This is a genomic window from Alcaligenes parafaecalis (assembly GCF_026344135.1).
GTDB lineage: Bacteria > Pseudomonadota > Gammaproteobacteria > Burkholderiales > Burkholderiaceae_B > Alcaligenes > Alcaligenes parafaecalis.
This window is the reverse complement of record NZ_JAPKNA010000005.1, coordinates 255,998-273,075: the sequence shown is the minus strand read 5'-3', so window position 1 is coordinate 273,075 and position 17,078 is coordinate 255,998. Positions and strand designations below refer to the sequence as shown.

Annotated in this window: 18 protein-coding genes; 10 read left to right on the top strand and 8 right to left on the bottom strand. The window is 56.9% G+C overall.

Annotated elements, in window-relative coordinates:
- Positions 1 to 7 precede the first annotated feature (7 nt).
- From OSH09_RS16095 to OSH09_RS16070, 6 genes are read left to right on the top strand one after another with little or no spacing between them, the layout of a single operon-like run.
- On the top strand, positions 8 to 736 hold the full coding sequence (locus tag OSH09_RS16095; RefSeq protein WP_207872684.1) for an ABC transporter ATP-binding protein: 729 nt from the start codon (positions 8 to 10) through the stop codon (positions 734 to 736).
- Positions 737 to 776: 40 nt separating this feature from the next.
- Positions 777 to 1,646 (top strand): efflux RND transporter periplasmic adaptor subunit, encoded by an 870-nt coding sequence (locus OSH09_RS16090; RefSeq protein WP_266121555.1) that lies wholly within the window; start codon positions 777 to 779, stop codon positions 1,644 to 1,646.
- Positions 1,639 to 2,346 carry an MtnX-like HAD-IB family phosphatase gene (locus OSH09_RS16085; RefSeq protein ID WP_207872686.1) on the top strand — a complete coding sequence of 236 codons (708 nt, stop codon included), beginning with the start codon at positions 1,639 to 1,641 and terminating at the stop codon, positions 2,344 to 2,346. Before OSH09_RS16090 ends, OSH09_RS16085 begins: the two co-directional genes overlap by 8 nt.
- Positions 2,343 to 3,269 carry an alpha/beta hydrolase gene (locus tag OSH09_RS16080; protein WP_266121554.1) on the top strand — a complete coding sequence of 309 codons (927 nt, stop codon included), beginning with the start codon at positions 2,343 to 2,345 and terminating at the stop codon, positions 3,267 to 3,269. Before OSH09_RS16085 ends, OSH09_RS16080 begins: the two co-directional genes overlap by 4 nt.
- A complete protein-coding gene (locus tag OSH09_RS16075) occupies positions 3,266 to 3,625 on the top strand; it encodes an EamA family transporter (protein WP_266121553.1) in 360 nt (119 codons plus the stop codon). The genes OSH09_RS16080 and OSH09_RS16075 overlap by 4 nt, the downstream gene beginning before the upstream one ends.
- 9 nt (positions 3,626 to 3,634) lie before the next feature.
- Entirely contained in the window at positions 3,635 to 4,027 is a 393-nt protein-coding gene (locus OSH09_RS16070) for a DMT family transporter (protein WP_266121552.1), read from the top strand.
- An 84-nt stretch (positions 4,028 to 4,111) separates the two neighbouring features.
- Here the strand turns inward: OSH09_RS16070 and OSH09_RS16065 are convergent, their stop codons facing one another.
- The 7 genes from OSH09_RS16065 to rpmH form a co-directional block, all read right to left on the bottom strand.
- The gene (locus OSH09_RS16065; RefSeq protein ID WP_266121551.1) at positions 4,112 to 5,014 is read right to left on the bottom strand and encodes an arginase family protein; all 903 of its coding nucleotides are present in this window, start codon (positions 5,012 to 5,014) and stop codon (positions 4,112 to 4,114) included.
- Complete coding sequence (locus OSH09_RS16060; protein WP_266121550.1) at positions 4,996 to 6,057, bottom strand: peptidogalycan biosysnthesis protein; 1,062 nt, start codon at positions 6,055 to 6,057, stop codon at positions 4,996 to 4,998. The genes OSH09_RS16065 and OSH09_RS16060 overlap by 19 nt, the downstream gene beginning before the upstream one ends.
- A complete protein-coding gene (locus OSH09_RS16055) occupies positions 6,054 to 7,433 on the bottom strand; it encodes an aspartate aminotransferase family protein (RefSeq protein ID WP_207872695.1) in 1,380 nt (459 codons plus the stop codon). The genes OSH09_RS16060 and OSH09_RS16055 overlap by 4 nt, the downstream gene beginning before the upstream one ends.
- Positions 7,434 to 7,647: 214 nt before the next feature.
- Complete coding sequence (gene yidC, locus OSH09_RS16050; RefSeq protein WP_266121549.1) at positions 7,648 to 9,315, bottom strand: membrane protein insertase YidC; 1,668 nt, start codon at positions 9,313 to 9,315, stop codon at positions 7,648 to 7,650.
- A gap of 107 nt (positions 9,316 to 9,422) precedes the next feature.
- Positions 9,423 to 9,665 (bottom strand): membrane protein insertion efficiency factor YidD, encoded by a 243-nt coding sequence (yidD, locus tag OSH09_RS16045; RefSeq protein WP_035269485.1) that lies wholly within the window; start codon positions 9,663 to 9,665, stop codon positions 9,423 to 9,425.
- Positions 9,662 to 10,027, bottom strand: a complete 366-nt coding sequence (rnpA, locus tag OSH09_RS16040) for a ribonuclease P protein component (RefSeq protein ID WP_376912224.1) — start codon at positions 10,025 to 10,027, stop codon at positions 9,662 to 9,664. The genes yidD and rnpA overlap by 4 nt, the downstream gene beginning before the upstream one ends.
- Positions 10,028 to 10,094: 67 nt before the next feature.
- Entirely contained in the window at positions 10,095 to 10,229 is a 135-nt protein-coding gene (gene rpmH, locus OSH09_RS16035) for a 50S ribosomal protein L34 (protein WP_003800771.1), read from the bottom strand.
- A gap of 224 nt (positions 10,230 to 10,453) precedes the next feature.
- On the opposite strand from rpmH, the gene dnaA reads away from it, so the two are divergent.
- The 4 genes from dnaA (at position 10,454) to OSH09_RS16015 (ending at position 16,440) form a co-directional block, all read left to right on the top strand.
- A complete protein-coding gene (dnaA, locus tag OSH09_RS16030) occupies positions 10,454 to 11,851 on the top strand; it encodes a chromosomal replication initiator protein DnaA (RefSeq protein WP_207872697.1) in 1,398 nt (465 codons plus the stop codon).
- A gap of 2 nt (positions 11,852 to 11,853) precedes the next feature.
- On the top strand, positions 11,854 to 12,963 hold the full coding sequence (gene dnaN, locus OSH09_RS16025; RefSeq protein WP_207872698.1) for a DNA polymerase III subunit beta: 1,110 nt from the start codon (positions 11,854 to 11,856) through the stop codon (positions 12,961 to 12,963).
- Between the two features lie 76 nt (positions 12,964 to 13,039).
- On the top strand, positions 13,040 to 15,493 hold the full coding sequence (gene gyrB, locus OSH09_RS16020; protein ID WP_207872699.1) for a DNA topoisomerase (ATP-hydrolyzing) subunit B: 2,454 nt from the start codon (positions 13,040 to 13,042) through the stop codon (positions 15,491 to 15,493).
- A gap of 245 nt (positions 15,494 to 15,738) precedes the next feature.
- Positions 15,739 to 16,440: a pseudouridine synthase gene (locus tag OSH09_RS16015; protein WP_266121548.1), complete on the top strand. Its 702-nt coding sequence runs from the start codon at positions 15,739 to 15,741 to the stop codon at positions 16,438 to 16,440.
- A 155-nt stretch (positions 16,441 to 16,595) separates the two neighbouring features.
- Here the strand turns inward: OSH09_RS16015 and OSH09_RS16010 are convergent, their stop codons facing one another.
- Positions 16,596 to 17,063, bottom strand: coding sequence for a GNAT family N-acetyltransferase (locus tag OSH09_RS16010; protein WP_266121547.1), 468 nt, complete (start codon positions 17,061 to 17,063; stop codon positions 16,596 to 16,598).
- Positions 17,064 to 17,078 lie beyond the last annotated feature (15 nt).

Here is a 17,078-nt window from a genome sequence, read left to right as displayed (position 1 = left end):
AAAAACCATGAGTGTGTCCTTAGCTTCGGCAAGACAACCCAGCCTGAATGCAGTTGCCTTAGGCAAATCCTTTTTGACCGGCGTGGTGCAGTTGCGTGTGCTTAATCGCCTGTCTTTGGCGGTGCATGCAGGAGAGTTGACCTTGGTGTCCGGCCCGTCTGGATGTGGCAAAAGCACCCTGCTGGCCTTGTTGTCGGGGCTGCAACAGCCCGATGAAGGCCAGGCTTTTGCCTTGGGCCAGAACCTGGCTGAAATGAGCCGTAGCGAGCGTGACGAGTTCCGTTTGCAGCACACCGGTTTCGTCTTTCAGGGTTTTAACTTGTTCCCTGCATTGACGGCACAGGAGCAGGTTCAACTGCCTTTGGGTTATCTGGGCATGAACGCCCGTACCAGCGCAGAACTGGCGCATCAGGCCTTGGAAGAGGTGGGTTTGCTGCACCGTGCTCATATGCGGCCCGCACAGTTGTCAGGCGGAGAAAAGCAGCGAGTGGCGATTGCCCGTGCCATCGCTAAAGCGCCGCAGTTGTTGTTTGCCGATGAGCCCACCAGCGCTCTGGATGCTGAAAACGGCCAGCGTGTCGTGGATATTTTGCATCGCTTCGCACGGAAAAACCGCGCCACGGTGCTGTGTGTCAGCCATGACCCGCGTGTGGTTCGCCATGCGGACCGGGTGGTGGGCATGGAAGATGGAGCTATCCGCAGTGATCGGCGTAGCCCGGAAAATAGACAGGAGTGAAACGATGATGAATGCGTCACCAGGACGCTGGAGCTGGGCCATGATAGCTGCCGTTGTGCTGTTGGCCGCCTGCTCCAAACGCCCCCCGGAGCCGCCTGTGCAACAGGCCTCGGGCCTGCGTGATATTGCAGTCGCACGCGGCAAGGTCGAGGTGGAGGGTGGCTTGCTGAAACTTGCCATGCCAGTAGCCGGGGTGGTGTCCGAACAGTCCGTGCGCGAGGGCGATACGGTGCAAGTCGGTCAACCCTTGTTTGGTCTGCGTAATGGAGTGGAGTTGGCCCAGGCGGAGACCGCTCAGGCTCGTCTGGCGGTGGCACAGGCACGTTTGCGTGCCGCCCAGGCCGCTTTGCCTGCCGTGCAGCAAGCGGCGCAGCGTTATGCCACAGCAGCGCGGGCTGGTGCGGCCCAGCCCCAGCAGGCAGATGACGCCCAGCAACGCTTGCGGCAGGCCCGTACCGAAGTCGAGATTGCCCAAGCAGACCTTGAGCTTGCTCGCGCCCAGGGCAAGCAACAAAAAGCCCAATTGGCGCAGTTTGCGCTAACCGCGCCTGAGGCCGGTGAAATCGTCAGCTTAAGCGCTCGTCCGGGCAGTTTTGTGCAGGCGGGCGAGGCGATGGCAACACTTTTACCCGCCCGTCCGCTGCAATTACGGGTCGAGCTCAATGCTGCCTATGTGGAGAAGGTCAAAGTGGGGATGAAAGCCCGCGTGGTTTTTGATACCGAAGGCAGTGGCCAAGCCACCACCTTGCCCTCTGCCCATGTATTGCATATCAGCCCGGTTTACGGCGAAGGCCGTTTGCAAGATGACTCCCAACGCGGCCCGGTGCGCGTGGTGGAGTGCGTCTTGGCCTTTGATGAGCCTGCCCAGGCTCGGGTAGGACAAAACGTCAGGGTGATTTTTCATGAATGAAACGCTTATGAACTACAAACCGGCTGTGCAGGCGGGGCAGTGGCGGATTCAGTGTGACTTCGATGGCACGATCAGCCTGCAGGACGTGGCCGATACTTTGCTGACCCGGCATGGCATGCCCGGATGGCAGGAATTGGAAGAGGCCTGGGAGCGTGGCGAGATTGGTTCACACGATTGCATGTGTGGTCAGGTGGCCTTGCTGGATATGAGCGTGGCCCAACTGCATGACTGTCTGGATGAGGTCGGGATCGATCCTTTTTTTGCACAGTTTGTGGCTGTGACCAAACGCCTGGGCGTGCCTTTGCAAATTGTCAGTGATGGCCTGGATTACGCCATTCATTACCTGCTGGGCCGTGAAGGCCTGCGTGGCTTGCCGGTGCTGGCAAATTGCCTGGAAGTGCAGGGACCACGTCGCTGGCGTCTGGATACGCCGTGGCATCGTTTGGACTGTGCCAGTGCCAACTGCAAGTGTGGTCACCTGTCCCAGGCACACGCCCAGACGCAGCGCGTGCTTTATATAGGCGATGGCAGTTCGGACTTTTGTGTGGCGGGCAAAGCCGATTTTGTACTGGCAAAAGGTCGCTTGCGGGACTACTGCCAGGAACAAGGCATTGCCCACGCCGCCTTTGAGGATTTCAGCCAGGCGATCGCCCTGCTACCTAGTTTGCTGCACATGCCGGACTTAAGGTCAGTGGTATGAGTGACGCCGCATTACACACCACTTTCTCCAGCTTGCCGGACTTGGCCGAGCATGGCTTGGCGACGCAGCCGGAGGAGTTGCTATCGCACGAATATTTGCTGCATGGCCACGGTGCTCACGCCCGTACCGGGGTGCTTCTGATTCATGGTTTGACAGGTACACCCAATGAAATGCGTGTGCTGGCCCGAGGGCTGAATCGCCAGGGATTTACGGTCTATGCCGTGCAATTGGCAGGGCATTGCGGGGCTATGGATCAGCTAGTGGCGACGCGTTGGCAGAACTGGCTGGGCAGTGTTTGCCGTGGGGCGGATCTGCTGGCGCGTTATGTAGATCGGGTGATCGTGGGAGGCTTATCCATGGGGGCGGTCCTGGCCTTGGGGTTGGCGCAATTACGCCCCGCGCAGATCGCCGGAGTGGTGGCCTTGTCCCCTACTTTCCGATACGACGGCTGGAGCATGCCCGCCTACACCAAACTGTCTTTCATCCTGCCCGTGTTACGTGCTTTGGGTATTGGTCGACGCAGTGTGTTTATGGAGCAGCCGCCCTACGGCATCAAGGATGAAGCCCTTAGGGCACGTGTTGTTAGCCAGATGAATAGTGGTGATAGCGCAGCGGCGGGTTTGCCCGGCAACCCCTGGTGGGCGGTGATCGAGATGCACGCGCTGTCCGCACGGGTGCGCAAGAATCTGGACAAGGTACGTGCGCCCTGCCTGGTCATGCATGCCCAGCACGATGATATTGCCGCTGTGGGAAATGCCTATGAAATCGTCAATGGCGTGCGCCATGCGCCGGTGGACCTGTGCCTGCTGCAAGACAGCTATCACATGATTACGATAGACCGCGAACGCAGGCAGGTTATTGCGCGTGTTGTGGATTTTGTGACGGCAATTGATGTTGCTGGGCGCAGGGCTGTCGTCTCATGAGCCCTTTGGTGATTGCTTTGTGGATCTGCAATGTGCTGGTCGATAGCGGTGGGCAACTTGCCTTCAAAGCCGCCGCTGCTGATCCGGGAGACAGGCAAGGGCTGGATCGTTGGCAGCGCATGTTCAGCCGACCCTGGCTATGGGTGGGGATTGCCTGCTACATCGTCGAGTTTGTTGTGTGGCTGGCCTTCTTGTCCTTGGTGCCCTTGTCCGATGGCGTCTTGATGGGCTCCATCAGCATTGTGATTGTGATGCTGTTTGGCCGAATCCTGTTCGGAGAAAGTCTGACGCCTTTGCGAGTACTGGGGATTTTGCTGGTCTCGGTGGGGGTCGGTATTGTAGGTTTTAAAGGCTAGGAGGCCCGTATGCGGCGTTTTTATATCATCGGCTTTCTGGTCCTGCTGGCTTTTGACTCTCTGGCGCAGATTAGTTTCAAGCTGGCCGGAGAGCACGCCCTGCCCCTGCAGGCCTCATGGGAGTGGCTGGGGCGTGTCTTTAGCCAGCCCTGGATTTATGGGGCTTTCATTGGCTATATAGGTACGTTTTTCTGCTGGCTGTCCTTGCTTAAAAAAGCGCCGATAGGCCCGGCGTTTGCCGCTTCGCATCTGGAGATTGTGGCGGTGCTGGCCGTGTCTGCATTCTTGTTCAATGAGCAAGTGGGCTGGCCGCAGATTTTAGGCACCGTGTTTATCTTGAGCGGGATTATGTGTCTGGCATTGAGCGAGTCCAGACAGGCACAGCAGCACGAGGCGGCTTAGGGTATTTCGGATAGAAAAAACCGCCCTGGTTCATCGGAGCGTATCGGGCGGTTTGTGGGGCGTTGGAGTGGTGTCGGATGGGCTTTAGCCTAGCTCGTGCAGCCAGCGGTTCAGTTGCAGATTGAACTGATGTTGGCGAGCTTGCCATTGCGCTAAATCGGCTTGCTCGCCTGCGGTGTTCTGGCCATCTGCTGAACTTAACCAGCGCTTCCAGGCACTGCGGTACTGCCAGGTCGATACGTCGCCTGTCACATCGCTACCCAGAATGCGTCCGCGCACCGCTTTAAGCAGACTGCGCAGATGTGGCTCCTGCATGTTCCCCTGATCCCAATTGGTGCGCAGGACTTCGGGGGCGAATACATCTTTATCAATACTCAGATAGACCGGCCGTGGCGAGTGGGCCAGATGCTCGCTGGCCGCAAGCGTGAGTGTGTCCAGATCCGGGAAGCGACGAAAGCAGGAAGCCAGACCCAGGCGGCTGGCCCACTTCACATTCACCCCACTGCTCCAGTACGTCACCTTGCGGGCATAGAGTGCGCTCAGGTGATGCTCCCACACATGGCCAAAGCCGATATCCCCGGAGGTAATCCCGATGACATGCACCTGCGCTACCTGGGGCAGCTTGGCTACTTCATGCACCCAGGAGCCGCAATGGATACCCCAGGGAAAGCGCATATTGTCGGGGTGATTATCCAGCACAACCACATCAATACCTTGTTCTTGCTGGCTCAGGCAGCGCAGAATCAGCGGCCAGCTCAAGTGATGAAAATCTCCGCTGCCTATAAAGACAGGCCCATGTGCCCAAGGCTCGGGCATGGCTGATGTGAGCGGGGCCATGCCTTCAAAAAGCGTCTGCCGCCTGCACCCAAAGCGCAGCGCCTCGCGCCAATCTTTGTTGAGCACGAGGCGGATTTCACCAGGCAAGGGGCCAACCGAGCTGTCCGTGTCCAGTACGACCGGGGGCCGGATCAGGTCTGTTTCAACCATGATTTATCCATTTCAAAATGCCTCAGAAAGCGGCGGGCCACGGCACGCAACAAGGGGTTGCGCACATAGATCAGATGCCGTGTAGGGGTAAAGTCAGCACCCAGCAGCGCTTTCACGGTGGGATCCGTCCAGCCTGCGATGTAGTAGCTCAGACCCTGTGCCAAGGCGTATTCCAGATTCACCATCCAACTGACGAAATACAGGCTGAGCTCCCGTGAATCCGGGTAGGACAGACCAATGTATTTATCGACCAGGCGGCCTTCATGTTCAAAGCACAGGTTCCAGCCGATCAGTTCCTTGGAGTCGGCACGGTAGTACTCGAACACCAGCCCTTTGGACGACTCGTCGCGCAGCACCGAAGCTAGAAACTCCTTGCTGAGCAGATCAAAGTGAATCTCGCTTTGGGCATACACGCTGCGGTACAAGGCGTAGTACTGATCCACCCGTTCCTCACTGGCAAAGGCCTTGCCGGTTTTGACTTGGCTAATGCTTAACTGATCGCGCTTGCGCAGCTTGCGGGTCAGGTAACGACGCGCATCTTTGGGCAGGCGGGACAGATAGGTCTCGGTGTCCGGGAAATCAATGTGCACATAGGCCAGCGCCTGACCTTGCAGCGGAATAAACCCTTGTTCCACGCAGGCGCTGACCAGTGCATTGGTCTGGGCATTGGCGTGTGCACTTAATAAGGGGGAATCCTCTGGCAAGTCCTTGATGATGGTCAGTGCATAGCGCCGACCCAGCTTTGTGCGCACAGTCCTGGCCAAGCCCTGCACATCCGGTTCGGAGGGAAGCCAGGCGTATTCGCTGACGGTGGTGCCCACAAAAGCGGTACGTACCGTCAGGAAACGCTGCCACCACGACTGCCCCGGCAGGCGGCGCAGTCGTTCCTTAAGCTCGTCATCGGCCGTGGTCAGCAGATCGAACGGTGCCTGGAAGGCGGGCATGGGCAGATCGTCCAATGCCGCAAACCCCTGTGGGGGATGCGACAGGAAACGCTGCACCAGTCCCGCTGGTTCCAGTGCATTCAACAAGCGTGTTTTCATTGAGACTGCTTGGCGCGGTTAAGCAATTGTTCAAGCAGAACCATGGCTTCGTCGATCTCGCTGCGCGTGATGTTCAGTGATGGGGCGAAGGTGATCACGTTCTTGTAGTAACCGCCCACGTCCAGCACCAGGCCACGCTTCTCGCCCTGATAATCCAGATCGCCTGCCAGACCAATATCCACCATGCGATCCAGCAATGCCTTGTTGGGTGTGAAGCCATCCGTCGTGCAGATTTCAGCGCGCAGGGCCAGACCCAGGCCGTCTACATCACCAATTTCGGGGTGACGTTTTTGCAGGTCGCGCAGGCCGTCCAGGAAATAGGCGCCGGACTCACGGACCTGACGACCAAAATCTACTTCGTGTGTCATCTTCATTACTTCCAGACCAACGGCCGTACCCAGCGGGTTGGAGGCAAAGGTGGAGTGTGTCGAGCCGGGCGGGAACACGGTGGGGTTGATCAATTCGTCTCGGGCCCAGATGCCGGACAGCGGGTTCAGGCCGTTAGTCAGCGCTTTGCCAAAGACCAGGACGTCGGGCGTGATGCCAAAGTTTTCAATCGACCACAGCTTGCCGGTACGCCAGAAACCCATCTGAATTTCATCGACTACCATCAGGATGCCGTGCTGGTCCAGAACCTGTTTCAGACCTTTGAAGAAATTGGCCGGGGGGACCACGTAACCGCCTGTGCCCTGAATGGGTTCCACGTAGAACGCGGCGTATTCGCACTGGTTGGTTTTAGGGTCCCAGATGGCGTGGTATTCGTTCTCGAACTTGCGGGCAAAGTCGCGCACGATGGAGTCTGCATACTCTTCCGAGGTCATGCCTTTGGGGCGGCGGAAAGGGTATGGGAACGGAATGAATTGGGCACGGTCACCAAAGTGGCCGTAACGGCGACGGTAACGGTAGCTGGAGGTAATGCCCGAAGCGCCCAGGGTACGGCCGTGGTAACCGCCTTCAAAGGCGAACATCAGGCTTTTGCCCTGGGAGGCATTACGCACCAGTTTCAGCGAGTCTTCTACGGCTTGGGCTCCGCCCACGTTGAAGTGCACACGGCCAGCCTGGCCCCATTTCTGCTCGGCGTCCTGGGCAATAAAGCGGGCCAGCTCGATCTTGGTGGGGTGCAGGTATTGGCTGGCAACTTGCGGCAAGGTGTTCAGTTGGTGACGCAAGGCATCGTCCAGACGCTGGTTGCGGTAGCCAAAGTTTACGGCCGAATACCACATCTGCAAGTCCAGATAGGATTTGCCGTCATCGTCAAACAGGTAGCTGCCTTCGCAACCCGTAAAGATTTTGGGTGGGTCTACGTAGTGAACGGTGTCGCCAAATGAGCAGTAACGGGCTTCGTCGGCCAGCAGGTTTTTGATGTCGAGGGACATTGAGAGAGTGCTCCTGAAAAGAGTGCCACCTCAATGTACGAAGGCAAGTTGGACTGACCGTTGATGGATGATGGACGTAGTGTGGAGACGGACAAAGAAAGTGGATTTTTCTCTGTGCGTGGGCGCTGCGTTTATTAGCTGTGCCGCGTATGCTGGGGTAACAGGCATAAAAAAACCCCGCTAAACGTAGCGGGGTTTTTCGTGTCAGAGCGAATTAGCTGTTGGCTGCTTTCGCGCTGTTCTTTTCGATCTGCACCATGATGTAGCGCTGCTGGGCAATGGACAGGATGTTGTTCACGCACCAGTACAGAACCAGACCGGCGGGGAAGAAGAACATCATGCCACCAAAGACCAGAGGCATCAGCATCATGACCTTGGCTTGCATTGGATCAGGTGGCGTTGGGTTCAGCTTGATCTGCAGGAACATGGTACCCATCATGATGGCGGGCAGAATCATCCATGGGTCGCGTGCGGCCAAGTCGTGAATCCACAGAATCCAGGGCGCACCGCGCATCTCAACGCTGCCCAGCAGCACCCAGTACAGCGCAATGAACACAGGAATCTGAACCAGCATGGGCAAACAACCACCCAGCGGGTTGATCTTCTCGGTGCGGTACATCTCCATCATGGCAGCGTTCAGCTTGGCCTTGTCGTCACCGAACTTCTCGCGCAGGGCTTGCATGCGTGGCGCAAATTGCTTCATCTTGGCCATGGAGCGGTAGCTGGCAGCCGACAGCGGGAAGAACACCAGCTTGATCAGCACGGTCAGGGCCACAATGGACCAACCCCAGTTACCCAGCAGGGAATGCAGCCAGGTCAGCAGCTTGAACAGTGGCTTGGAGATGATGGTCAACCAGCCGTAGTCCACAACCAGATCCAGGCCGGTAGCCAGTTGCGACATGGCTTTCTGGTCCTGGGGACCCATCCACAGAGCAGCATCTACCGCTTTGCTTTGACCGGCAGCAATCGAACCCACGGGCTCCAGCGTGCGCACGGCGTACAGATTGTTGCCCAGCTTCAGGATTTCGTTGGTGCGTTGCAGCTCCTGGGCAGGAACCCAGGCGGTTGCAAAGTAGTGCTGCACCATGCCAATCCAGCCGTTATCCACATTGCGGGCGTAGGTGGCCTTGTTCTTGTCGATGTCCGAGAAGGTGATCTTCTGGAACTTGTCGCCACTGGAATAGACCACAGGACCGGTAAAGGTGCTGTACAGACGCGAGGAATCAGCAGGGTTGTTGCCGTCACGGGTCAGTTGCAGATACAGGCGGGGATCGATAGTTGCGCCGGTATTGTTCTGGATGTCGTGACGAACCTGGATGTCGTAGCGGCCTTTGTGCAGCGTGTAGGTCTTGGTGACTTTCACGTCGTCCGAGGTGGCTTCAAACACCACGTCCAGCGTATCGCCCGTCATGGCGCGCTGGCTCGATACCAGGGCAAACGGGGTCAGGTGGTTGGGCAGGTTCTGGCCAGCGGCACCCACAATACCGGACTGAGCCAGGTAGGTAGAGGCAGGCGAGTTGTCCAGCAGCACCATCGGTTGTTCCGGATTTTCGGGCGAACCGTACTTCAACAGCTCGGACTTGATCAGTTGGGCACCCTCGGTGCTGAAGCTGAGCTTGTAGACGTCTGTTGTAATGTCGATGGTTTGCGCTGTGGCAGACACCGCGCTGTTGCTCGAAGGCAAGGCAGCAGACGCAGTTGGCTCTTGAGCAGCGGGAACACCACCATTTGAGGCAGGTTCGTCGGAGGCTGCTGGAGCTTGCGTGGTGGCTGGGGTGGAAGCGAACAGCGATGGCTTGCCGTTATATTCCTGCCAGTTGTTCCACAGCAGCAGCAGTGCAAAGGAGAAGATCATCCATAGGATGGTGCGTCGGATATCCATAGCGCCTGTATCACATTTATAAAGCTGAGCAAAAGCTTAGCAGTTTAACGTAGCTGGTCAGCAAACAGGGGGTTGCCTTGAAAAACAAGGCGCAGACCAGGACGGTTTTAGAAAGTGTTGCGGTCTTCGGGCGTGCGAGCGGGCACAGGATCATGCCCCCCCTTGCACCAGGGATTGCAGCGGCAGATGCGTACACCACCCAGCCATAGCCCTTTGAGCGGGCCATGAATATCAATGGCCTGCAAGGCATAGTTGGAACAACTGGGGGTAAAGCGACAGTTTCTACCGATCCAGGGACTCAGAAAAAACTGGTAAAAGCGGATCGGTGCCGAAGCCAGTTTGCGCATCATGGCCGTACCTTGGAGAACAAGGTTTCGGCCTCGGTGCGAACCAGTTGCTTTAAGGCGGTCAGCGACACCAGGGGTACTTTGCTGTGCAGCCTAAAGACATAGGCAGCATTGGGCAAGCCTTCGCGTTTGTGGCGGAAGGTTTCGCGCAAAATACGTTTGATGGTGTTGCGGGTGACGGCGCGGTTGGCAAAGCGCTTGGGGACGATCAGTCCCAAACGGGCGCCTTCGGTCTGTTGCGGGTCCTCGCCTCGGGAACGAGTGACCACGAACAAAGCCCCGCGACCTACGCGTTGTCCTTTTAATGACTGCGCGTATTCGGTGGGGCTATGTAAGCGAGCCGTAGCTGGAAAGGAGGCACGCATGATGCGTAACGTGGGAATCGGGCTTTGGACTGGATCCATCACCCTAGGCCACGCATCCCGACATGGCTTATACAGCCAGACGTTTGCGACCTTTGGCGCGACGTGCGTTCAAAACAGCGCGGCCACCGCGAGTTTTCATGCGAACGCGAAAACCGTGGGTGCGCTTGCGACGGGTAACGGAGGGTTGGTAGGTGCGTTTCATGGTGTATCCAAAAAAATGAGCCGCCAGAAATCGCAGAAAAGCTCCACCCCGACAGCGCAAAGGCTTGGGATCTGGCAACAGAAAATCGTGTTAAGCCCGTCATTTCAGCAAATTCTTTCTGTTGTGTCAATTATTTAGCCCGATATTGCGCAACTAAATTTGTTAGCCTGTGGATAACTTGGCACAGCTCAGGGTAGAATCGAGGTTTACAGAAGTGATGACCGATGAATGAATTCTGGCAGTCCTGCGTTCAGAAATTGGAGCAGGAGCTTCCCCCCCAACAAATAAGTGCGTGGATACGTCCACTGGTTCCCCTGGACTTCGATAGCGAAGCCGGGGTGTTGCGCGTTTCTGCTCCTAATCGTTTCAAACTGGATTGGGTCCGCAAGAATTTCGCCACTCGTATCGAGGAACTGGCTTCGGATTTCTACGAATGTCCCGTCACGGTTCAGTTCGAGCTGCCTTCGGCCAGCGCGGCGCCTCGTCGCGCCCTGGCCGATCGTGCGGCTCCGGCGCCTGCAGGTAGCCCGGCCGGTGAAAACCTGGCCCCACCTGCCTCCAGCCCGGCGGCAAGCGCCGTCGTGGATGCGGTGCAGGATCGCTCGCGCCTGAATGCCGAACTGACCTTCGATAATTTTGTAACGGGTAAAGCCAACCAACTGGCACGTGCAGCGGCCTTGCAGGTGGCTGAAAACCCCGGTGTCTCCTATAACCCACTCTTTCTGTATGGCGGTGTGGGTTTGGGCAAGACCCACCTGATTCACGCGATCGGCAATGCGCTGGTCGCCAATGGCAATGGTGTGCGGGTTCGCTACGTCCATGCCGACCAGTACGTGTCGGACGTGGTCAAGGCCTACCAGCGCAAGGCGTTTGACGAGTTCAAGCGCTACTACCATTCGCTGGACTTGCTGCTGATTGACGATATTCAGTTTTTCGCTGGCAAGAACCGTACGCAGGAAGAGTTTTTCTACGCCTTTGAAGCGATGGTGGCCCAGCGCAAGCAGATCATCATCACCTCGGATACCTATCCTAAAGAGCTGGCTAATATTGATAGCCGACTGATCTCGCGCTTTGACTCCGGCCTGACCGTGGCGATTGAACCGCCCGAGCTGGAAATGCGTGTGGCGATCTTGCTGCGTAAAGCCCAGGCCGAAGGCATTGCGATGCCTGAAGAAGTGGCCTTCTTTATTGCCAAGCATTTGCGCAGCAACGTGCGCGAGCTGGAAGGGGCACTGCGCAAGGTTTCGGCCTACGCGCGTTTCCATGGCCGCGACGTTCTGACGGTGGAAGTGTGCAAGGATGCACTGAAGGATTTGCTGTCGGTCTCCAATGGGCAGATCACAGTGGAAAATATTCAGAAAACCGTGGCCGATTTTTATAAAATCAAGGTCGCGGATATGTACTCCAAGCGCCGCCCCGCCAATATTGCCATGCCGCGCCAGGTGGCCATGTATCTGGCCAAGGAACTGACCCAAAAGAGTTTGCCGGAAATTGGCGATCTTTTCGGTGGCAGGGACCACACTACGGTGCTGCACGCGGTGCGCAAAATCTCGGATGCACGCACCAAGCAAGCCGAACTGAATCACGCATTACACGTACTGGAACAAACTCTCAAAGGATGACCATGCAACTCGTTCAAGCGACCCGCGACGCATTGCTAAAGCCCTTATCCACAGTAGTTGGCATTGTGGAGCGCCGCCATACTTTGCCGATTCTGGCCAACATCCTGCTGCGTAAAAACGGCTCTGATGTCTCTTTCCTGGCAACCGACCTGGAAGTGCAGATCACCACCAACGCCGATTTTGGCGTCAGTGACGATAATGCGGCCACCACCGTGGCGGCCCGCAAGCTGCTCGACATTCTGAAAGCCCTGCCTGACTTTGGCGATGTGCGTCTGGGTCTGGACAGCGGCAAGCTGACGATTCAGTCCGGCAAGAGCCGTTTTCAGTTGCAGACTCTGGAAGCCGCTGACTTCCCCGTGCTGAACATGCCCGAACAGTGGGACGTGTCCTTGAGCCTGCCTCAGCGCACTCTCAAGCACCTGTTCAACACGGTGCACTTTGCCATGGCCCAGCAAGACATTCGCTACTACCTGAACGGTATGTTGCTGGTGTTTGAGCCCGGCCTGGTACGTACGGTTACCACCGACGGTCACCGCCTGGCGCATAATGCCACCGCGATTGAAGGTGTGCAGGAACGTCACGACATCATCGTGCCCCGCAAGACCGTGCTGGAAATGCAGCGCCTGCTGGGTGATACCGACGATCTGGTCAATATTGATGTATCCAGCCGTCAGATCCGTTTCCGCTTTGGCGATGTGGAGCTGGTCTCCAAACTGGTGGAAGGCAAGTTCCCGGACTTTGCCCGTGTGATTCCTTCCAACTACACGCGCCACTTTGATGTCAGCCGCGAAGTGCTGCAAGGCAGCTTGCAACGTGCTGCCATTCTGACCACCGACAAACTGCGTGGCGTGCGACTGCAACTGTCGCAAAACCAGCTCAAGATTTCAGCCTCCAATGCGGAGCAGGAAGAAGCCGTTGAAGAGCTGGATATTGATTATGAACACGAAAGTCTGGACGTTGGTTTTAACGTCAGCTACTTGCTGGATGTGTTGGCCAGTATCAAGGACGAAACCGTCCGCTGGTCTGTGCAGCCCGACGCCAACGCCTCTGTGTTGATGACGCTGCCCGAGCAAGAAGAGTTCAAGTACGTGGTCATGCCGATGCGCATTTAATGCGGCATGTTCGACAGGTATGGCCCGCCGGGCCATGCCCGCTTGAAGCAGACAGGCTATTACAAGGTTTTATGCTATGACCGATCAAACCACGACCACCCAGCCAGCCGATTACGGCGCTGATTCCATCAAAATGCTCAAAGGCCTGGAGGCCGTGCGCAAGCGTCCAGGCATGTACATCGGGGACACCTCCGATGGCACCGGCCTGCACCACATGGTTTTCGAGGTGGTGGATAACGCGATTGATGAGGCGCTGGCCGGTCATTGCGACGATATCGTCGTCACCATCCACTCCGATAACAGTATCTCGGTGTGCGATAACGGCCGCGGTATTCCAACCGATATTCACAAAGATGACGAACACCAGCGCAGCGCTGCTGAAATCGTCATGACCGAACTGCATGCGGGCGGTAAGTTCGACCAGAACTCCTACAAGGTGTCTGGCGGCCTGCACGGTGTGGGTGTGTCTTGTGTGAACGCCCTGTCCGAATGGCTGTTGCTGACCATCTGGCGCAACGGCAACGAACACCAGGTCGAGTTCCGCCGTGGCGAGCGCACAGCGCCCCTGGCGGTGACTGGCAAGGCAGAAGGTCGCACCGGCACCTGCGTGCGTTACCTGGCTGACCTGGAGATTTTCAATAATATTGAATATCACCACGAAATCCTGGCCAAGCGCCTGCGCGAGCTGTCCTTCCTGAACAACGGCGTGAAGATCCGCCTGGTTGACGAAATTCAGGGCAAGGAAGAAGACTTTGCTTTCCTGGGTGGCGTCAAAGGCTTTGTGGATTTCATCAACCGCAACAAGACTCCGCTGCACCCTAACGTGTTTAGTGTGGCGACCGAGTCCAGTGCCGGTGGCACCTCCGTGTCGGTTGAAGTGGCCATGCAGTGGAACGACAGCTACGCCGAAACCGTGCTGTGTTTCACCAACAATATTCCCCAGCGTGACGGTGGCTCCCACCTGACTGGTCTGCGTGCGGCCATGACCCGCGTGTTGAACAAGTACATCGCCGACAACGAACTGGCCAAAAAAGCCAAAGTCGATACGTCCGGTGATGACATGCGCGAAGGTTTGGTCTGCGTCTTGTCGGTCAAGGTGCCTGAGCCCAAGTTCAGCAGCCAGACCAAAGACAAGCTGGTTTCCAGCGAAGTCCGCCCTGCGGTTGAAGACGCCGTCGCTCGTACGCTGGAAAGCTGGTTGCTGGAGAATCCGAACGACGCCAAGGCGCTGTGCGGCAAGATCGTGGAAGCAGCCCGTGCCCGTGAAGCGGCCCGTAAAGCCCGCGAAATGACGCGTCGCAAGAGCGTGCTGGAAGGCGCTGGCTTGCCCGGCAAGCTGGCCGACTGCCAGGAAAAAGATCCCGCCCTGTGCGAACTGTACATTGTGGAGGGTGACTCCGCAGGCGGCTCGGCCAAGCAAGGCCGAGACCGTAAGTTTCAGGCCATCTTGCCGCTGCGCGGCAAGGTGCTGAACGTAGAAAAAGCCCGTTTCGACCGTCTGATTTCCAGCGAGCAGATCACTACCCTGATCACCGCCCTGGGCACCAGCATCGGCCCGGACTTCGATATCGACAAACTGCGCTACCACCGCATCATCATCATGACTGACGCGGACGTGGACGGTGCTCACATTCGTACCCTGCTGCTGACACTGCTGTACCGTCAGATGCCCGAGCTGATCGAGCGTGGCTATGTGTACATCGCGCAGCCGCCTTTGTTCAAGGTAAAGGTTGGGCGTGAAGAGATGTACCTGAAGGACGAGGCCGAGGAAGCGGAATTCATGTTGAAGCTGGCATTGCGCGATGCAGTGCTGACGCCATCCGAAGGCGCCGCTCCTATCACAGGCGAAGCTTTGTCCGACTACGCTCATCGCTACGTGAAGGCCAAGGGTGTGATTGAGCGCCTGTCGCGTCACATGGATGGTGACGCCTTGTCGGCTTTGGCCGAAGGCGTGAAGCTGAACCTGGATACCCAGGAAGCTGCTGAACAAAGTGCACAGGAGCTGGAGAAAGTCCTGTTCGACGAAGCGACCCCTAACGTGGTTAAAGTCTTTGCCGCCTTTGACGAAGCCAGCGAATCCTGGCGCGTAGTGGTGCAACGTCTGCATCACGGCAATATCCGCGTAACCGTGTTCGACCGCAACTTCATGCGTGGTGGCGATCACCAAACCCTGGCCCGCGCTGGCGAGACCTTTGCCGGTCTGATCGGTGATGGCGCTATGGTGGCCCGTGGTGAAGGTGAGAAGCGTCGTGAAACCGCTGTGGATGACTTCCGTGAAGTCATGCAATGGCTGTTAACCGAAGCCGAACGCGGGCTTAGCAAGCAGCGCTACAAAGGTCTGGGTGAGATGAACCCTAGTCAGTTGTGGGAAACCACCATGGATCCCACTGTCCGTCGCCTGCTGCGCGTTCAGATCGCTGATGCTATCGATGCGGATCAGATCTTCACCACGCTGATGGGTGATCACGTTGAGCCACGTCGTGCCTTTATCGAATCCCATGCCTTGCAGGCTGGGAACCTGGATATTTAAGGCTGGCGGTGCTCATAATTCCTGAAAGCTGTTCGGCTTGATGAAAACCGATTTCAGGAATTCGTGAAAAACCCTGCAGTGATGCGGATGAATAAAATGGGCTCCGGCGTTCCTGCTGGGGCTCATTTTTTTGGTGATGACTGATGAGCCTTGAGGCCAGAGGATCAGGCGTCGGCCTTGCAAGGCCCCTTGATCGCTCGTAAAGACGCTGTAAATTATTCAATAACTCTTTGTTTGGAAATGAAATGCGACTGGACAAGTTTCTTGGTGAGAGTACGGATCTGAGTCGCTCAGACGCACGTAAAGTCCTTAAAAGCGGGGAAATCACGGTTAACGGCGAGGTGGTGACCAAGGGCACCCACGTTATACAAGAAGGCGACGTAGTGCTCTGGGACGACGAGCCGCTTGCCCTGATTGGCCTGCGTTACATCATGCTCAATAAGCCCGCTGGTTACGAGTGCAGCCTTAAAAATAGCGCCTACCCGTCCGTGATGATGCTGATTGATGTGGACAAGCGTGAGCGTTTGCACACCGTCGGTCGCTTGGACGTGGACACCACCGGCCTGATTTTGATTACGGATGACGGCCAGTGGACGCATCGTATTATCTCGCCCCGCCATCAGTGCGATAAGGTCTACGTGGCGACATTGGCAGAGCCTTTGCCTGACAATGCAGAAGCACTTTTCCAGGCCGGTATCTTGTTGAATGGCGAGGATAAGCCAACGCTGCCAGCCGTGCTGGAACGCATTGATGAGCGCACCGCAAGGCTGACCATTCAGGAAGGGAAGTACCATCAGGTGAAGCGTATGTTTGCCTCCTTGGGGAACCTGGTTCAGACCCTGCATCGGGAGCGCATTGGCTCTCTGTCTTTGGACGCAAGTCTGGAGCCGGGAGAGTCGCGTTATTTGACCCCTGCCGAGGTGCAGCAGTTTGTCGAAGAAGGTTAAACCGTTTACCTGGCCTTGGGTTCTTGCTGTGGCAAGCTAAAGGCGCATCAAACCCAGGGCTTGGGTGTCCGAGTTCTGGGGGACATCCAGTCATAAAAAAAGCGCTCAAACATATCTTGTTTGAGCGCTTTTTTATATCAGAGTCAGGCCACGCCTTATTTAAGCGCCTTGCGCATGATGCTGGTGTTGTGTTGATAGCCTAGCTGCTCATACAGAGCGATAGGGCCCAGATTATTGCTCAAGACCCCTAGCTCGATATAGTCCAACCCTCGCACTTGCGCCCACTCCTGGGCGGCCTGCATAAGCAGCTTGCCCATCCCCATTCCCCGCGCAGCCTCCGTCACGACAAGATCAATCACGTAAGCAAAGTCATGTGGTGCGATGCAGTTGTACGGTGGGGTTTTCTGCTGCTGAACAATGATAAAACCCAGTACCTGATTATCCTTCTCGGCCACAAACAAGACTGCCTGATCCGATTCGATCATGGACTGGATAAAGCCTTCATCCTGCCGTGCTTGCAGGTAGTAGTGCGGCTGCAAATAATGCATATGGGCGAATAGCTCGGCGTACATATCTCCAATTGTGCCAATGTCGGCAAGTTGGGCTGGGCGTATTTGAGGCATGATTCGGGCTCGTGA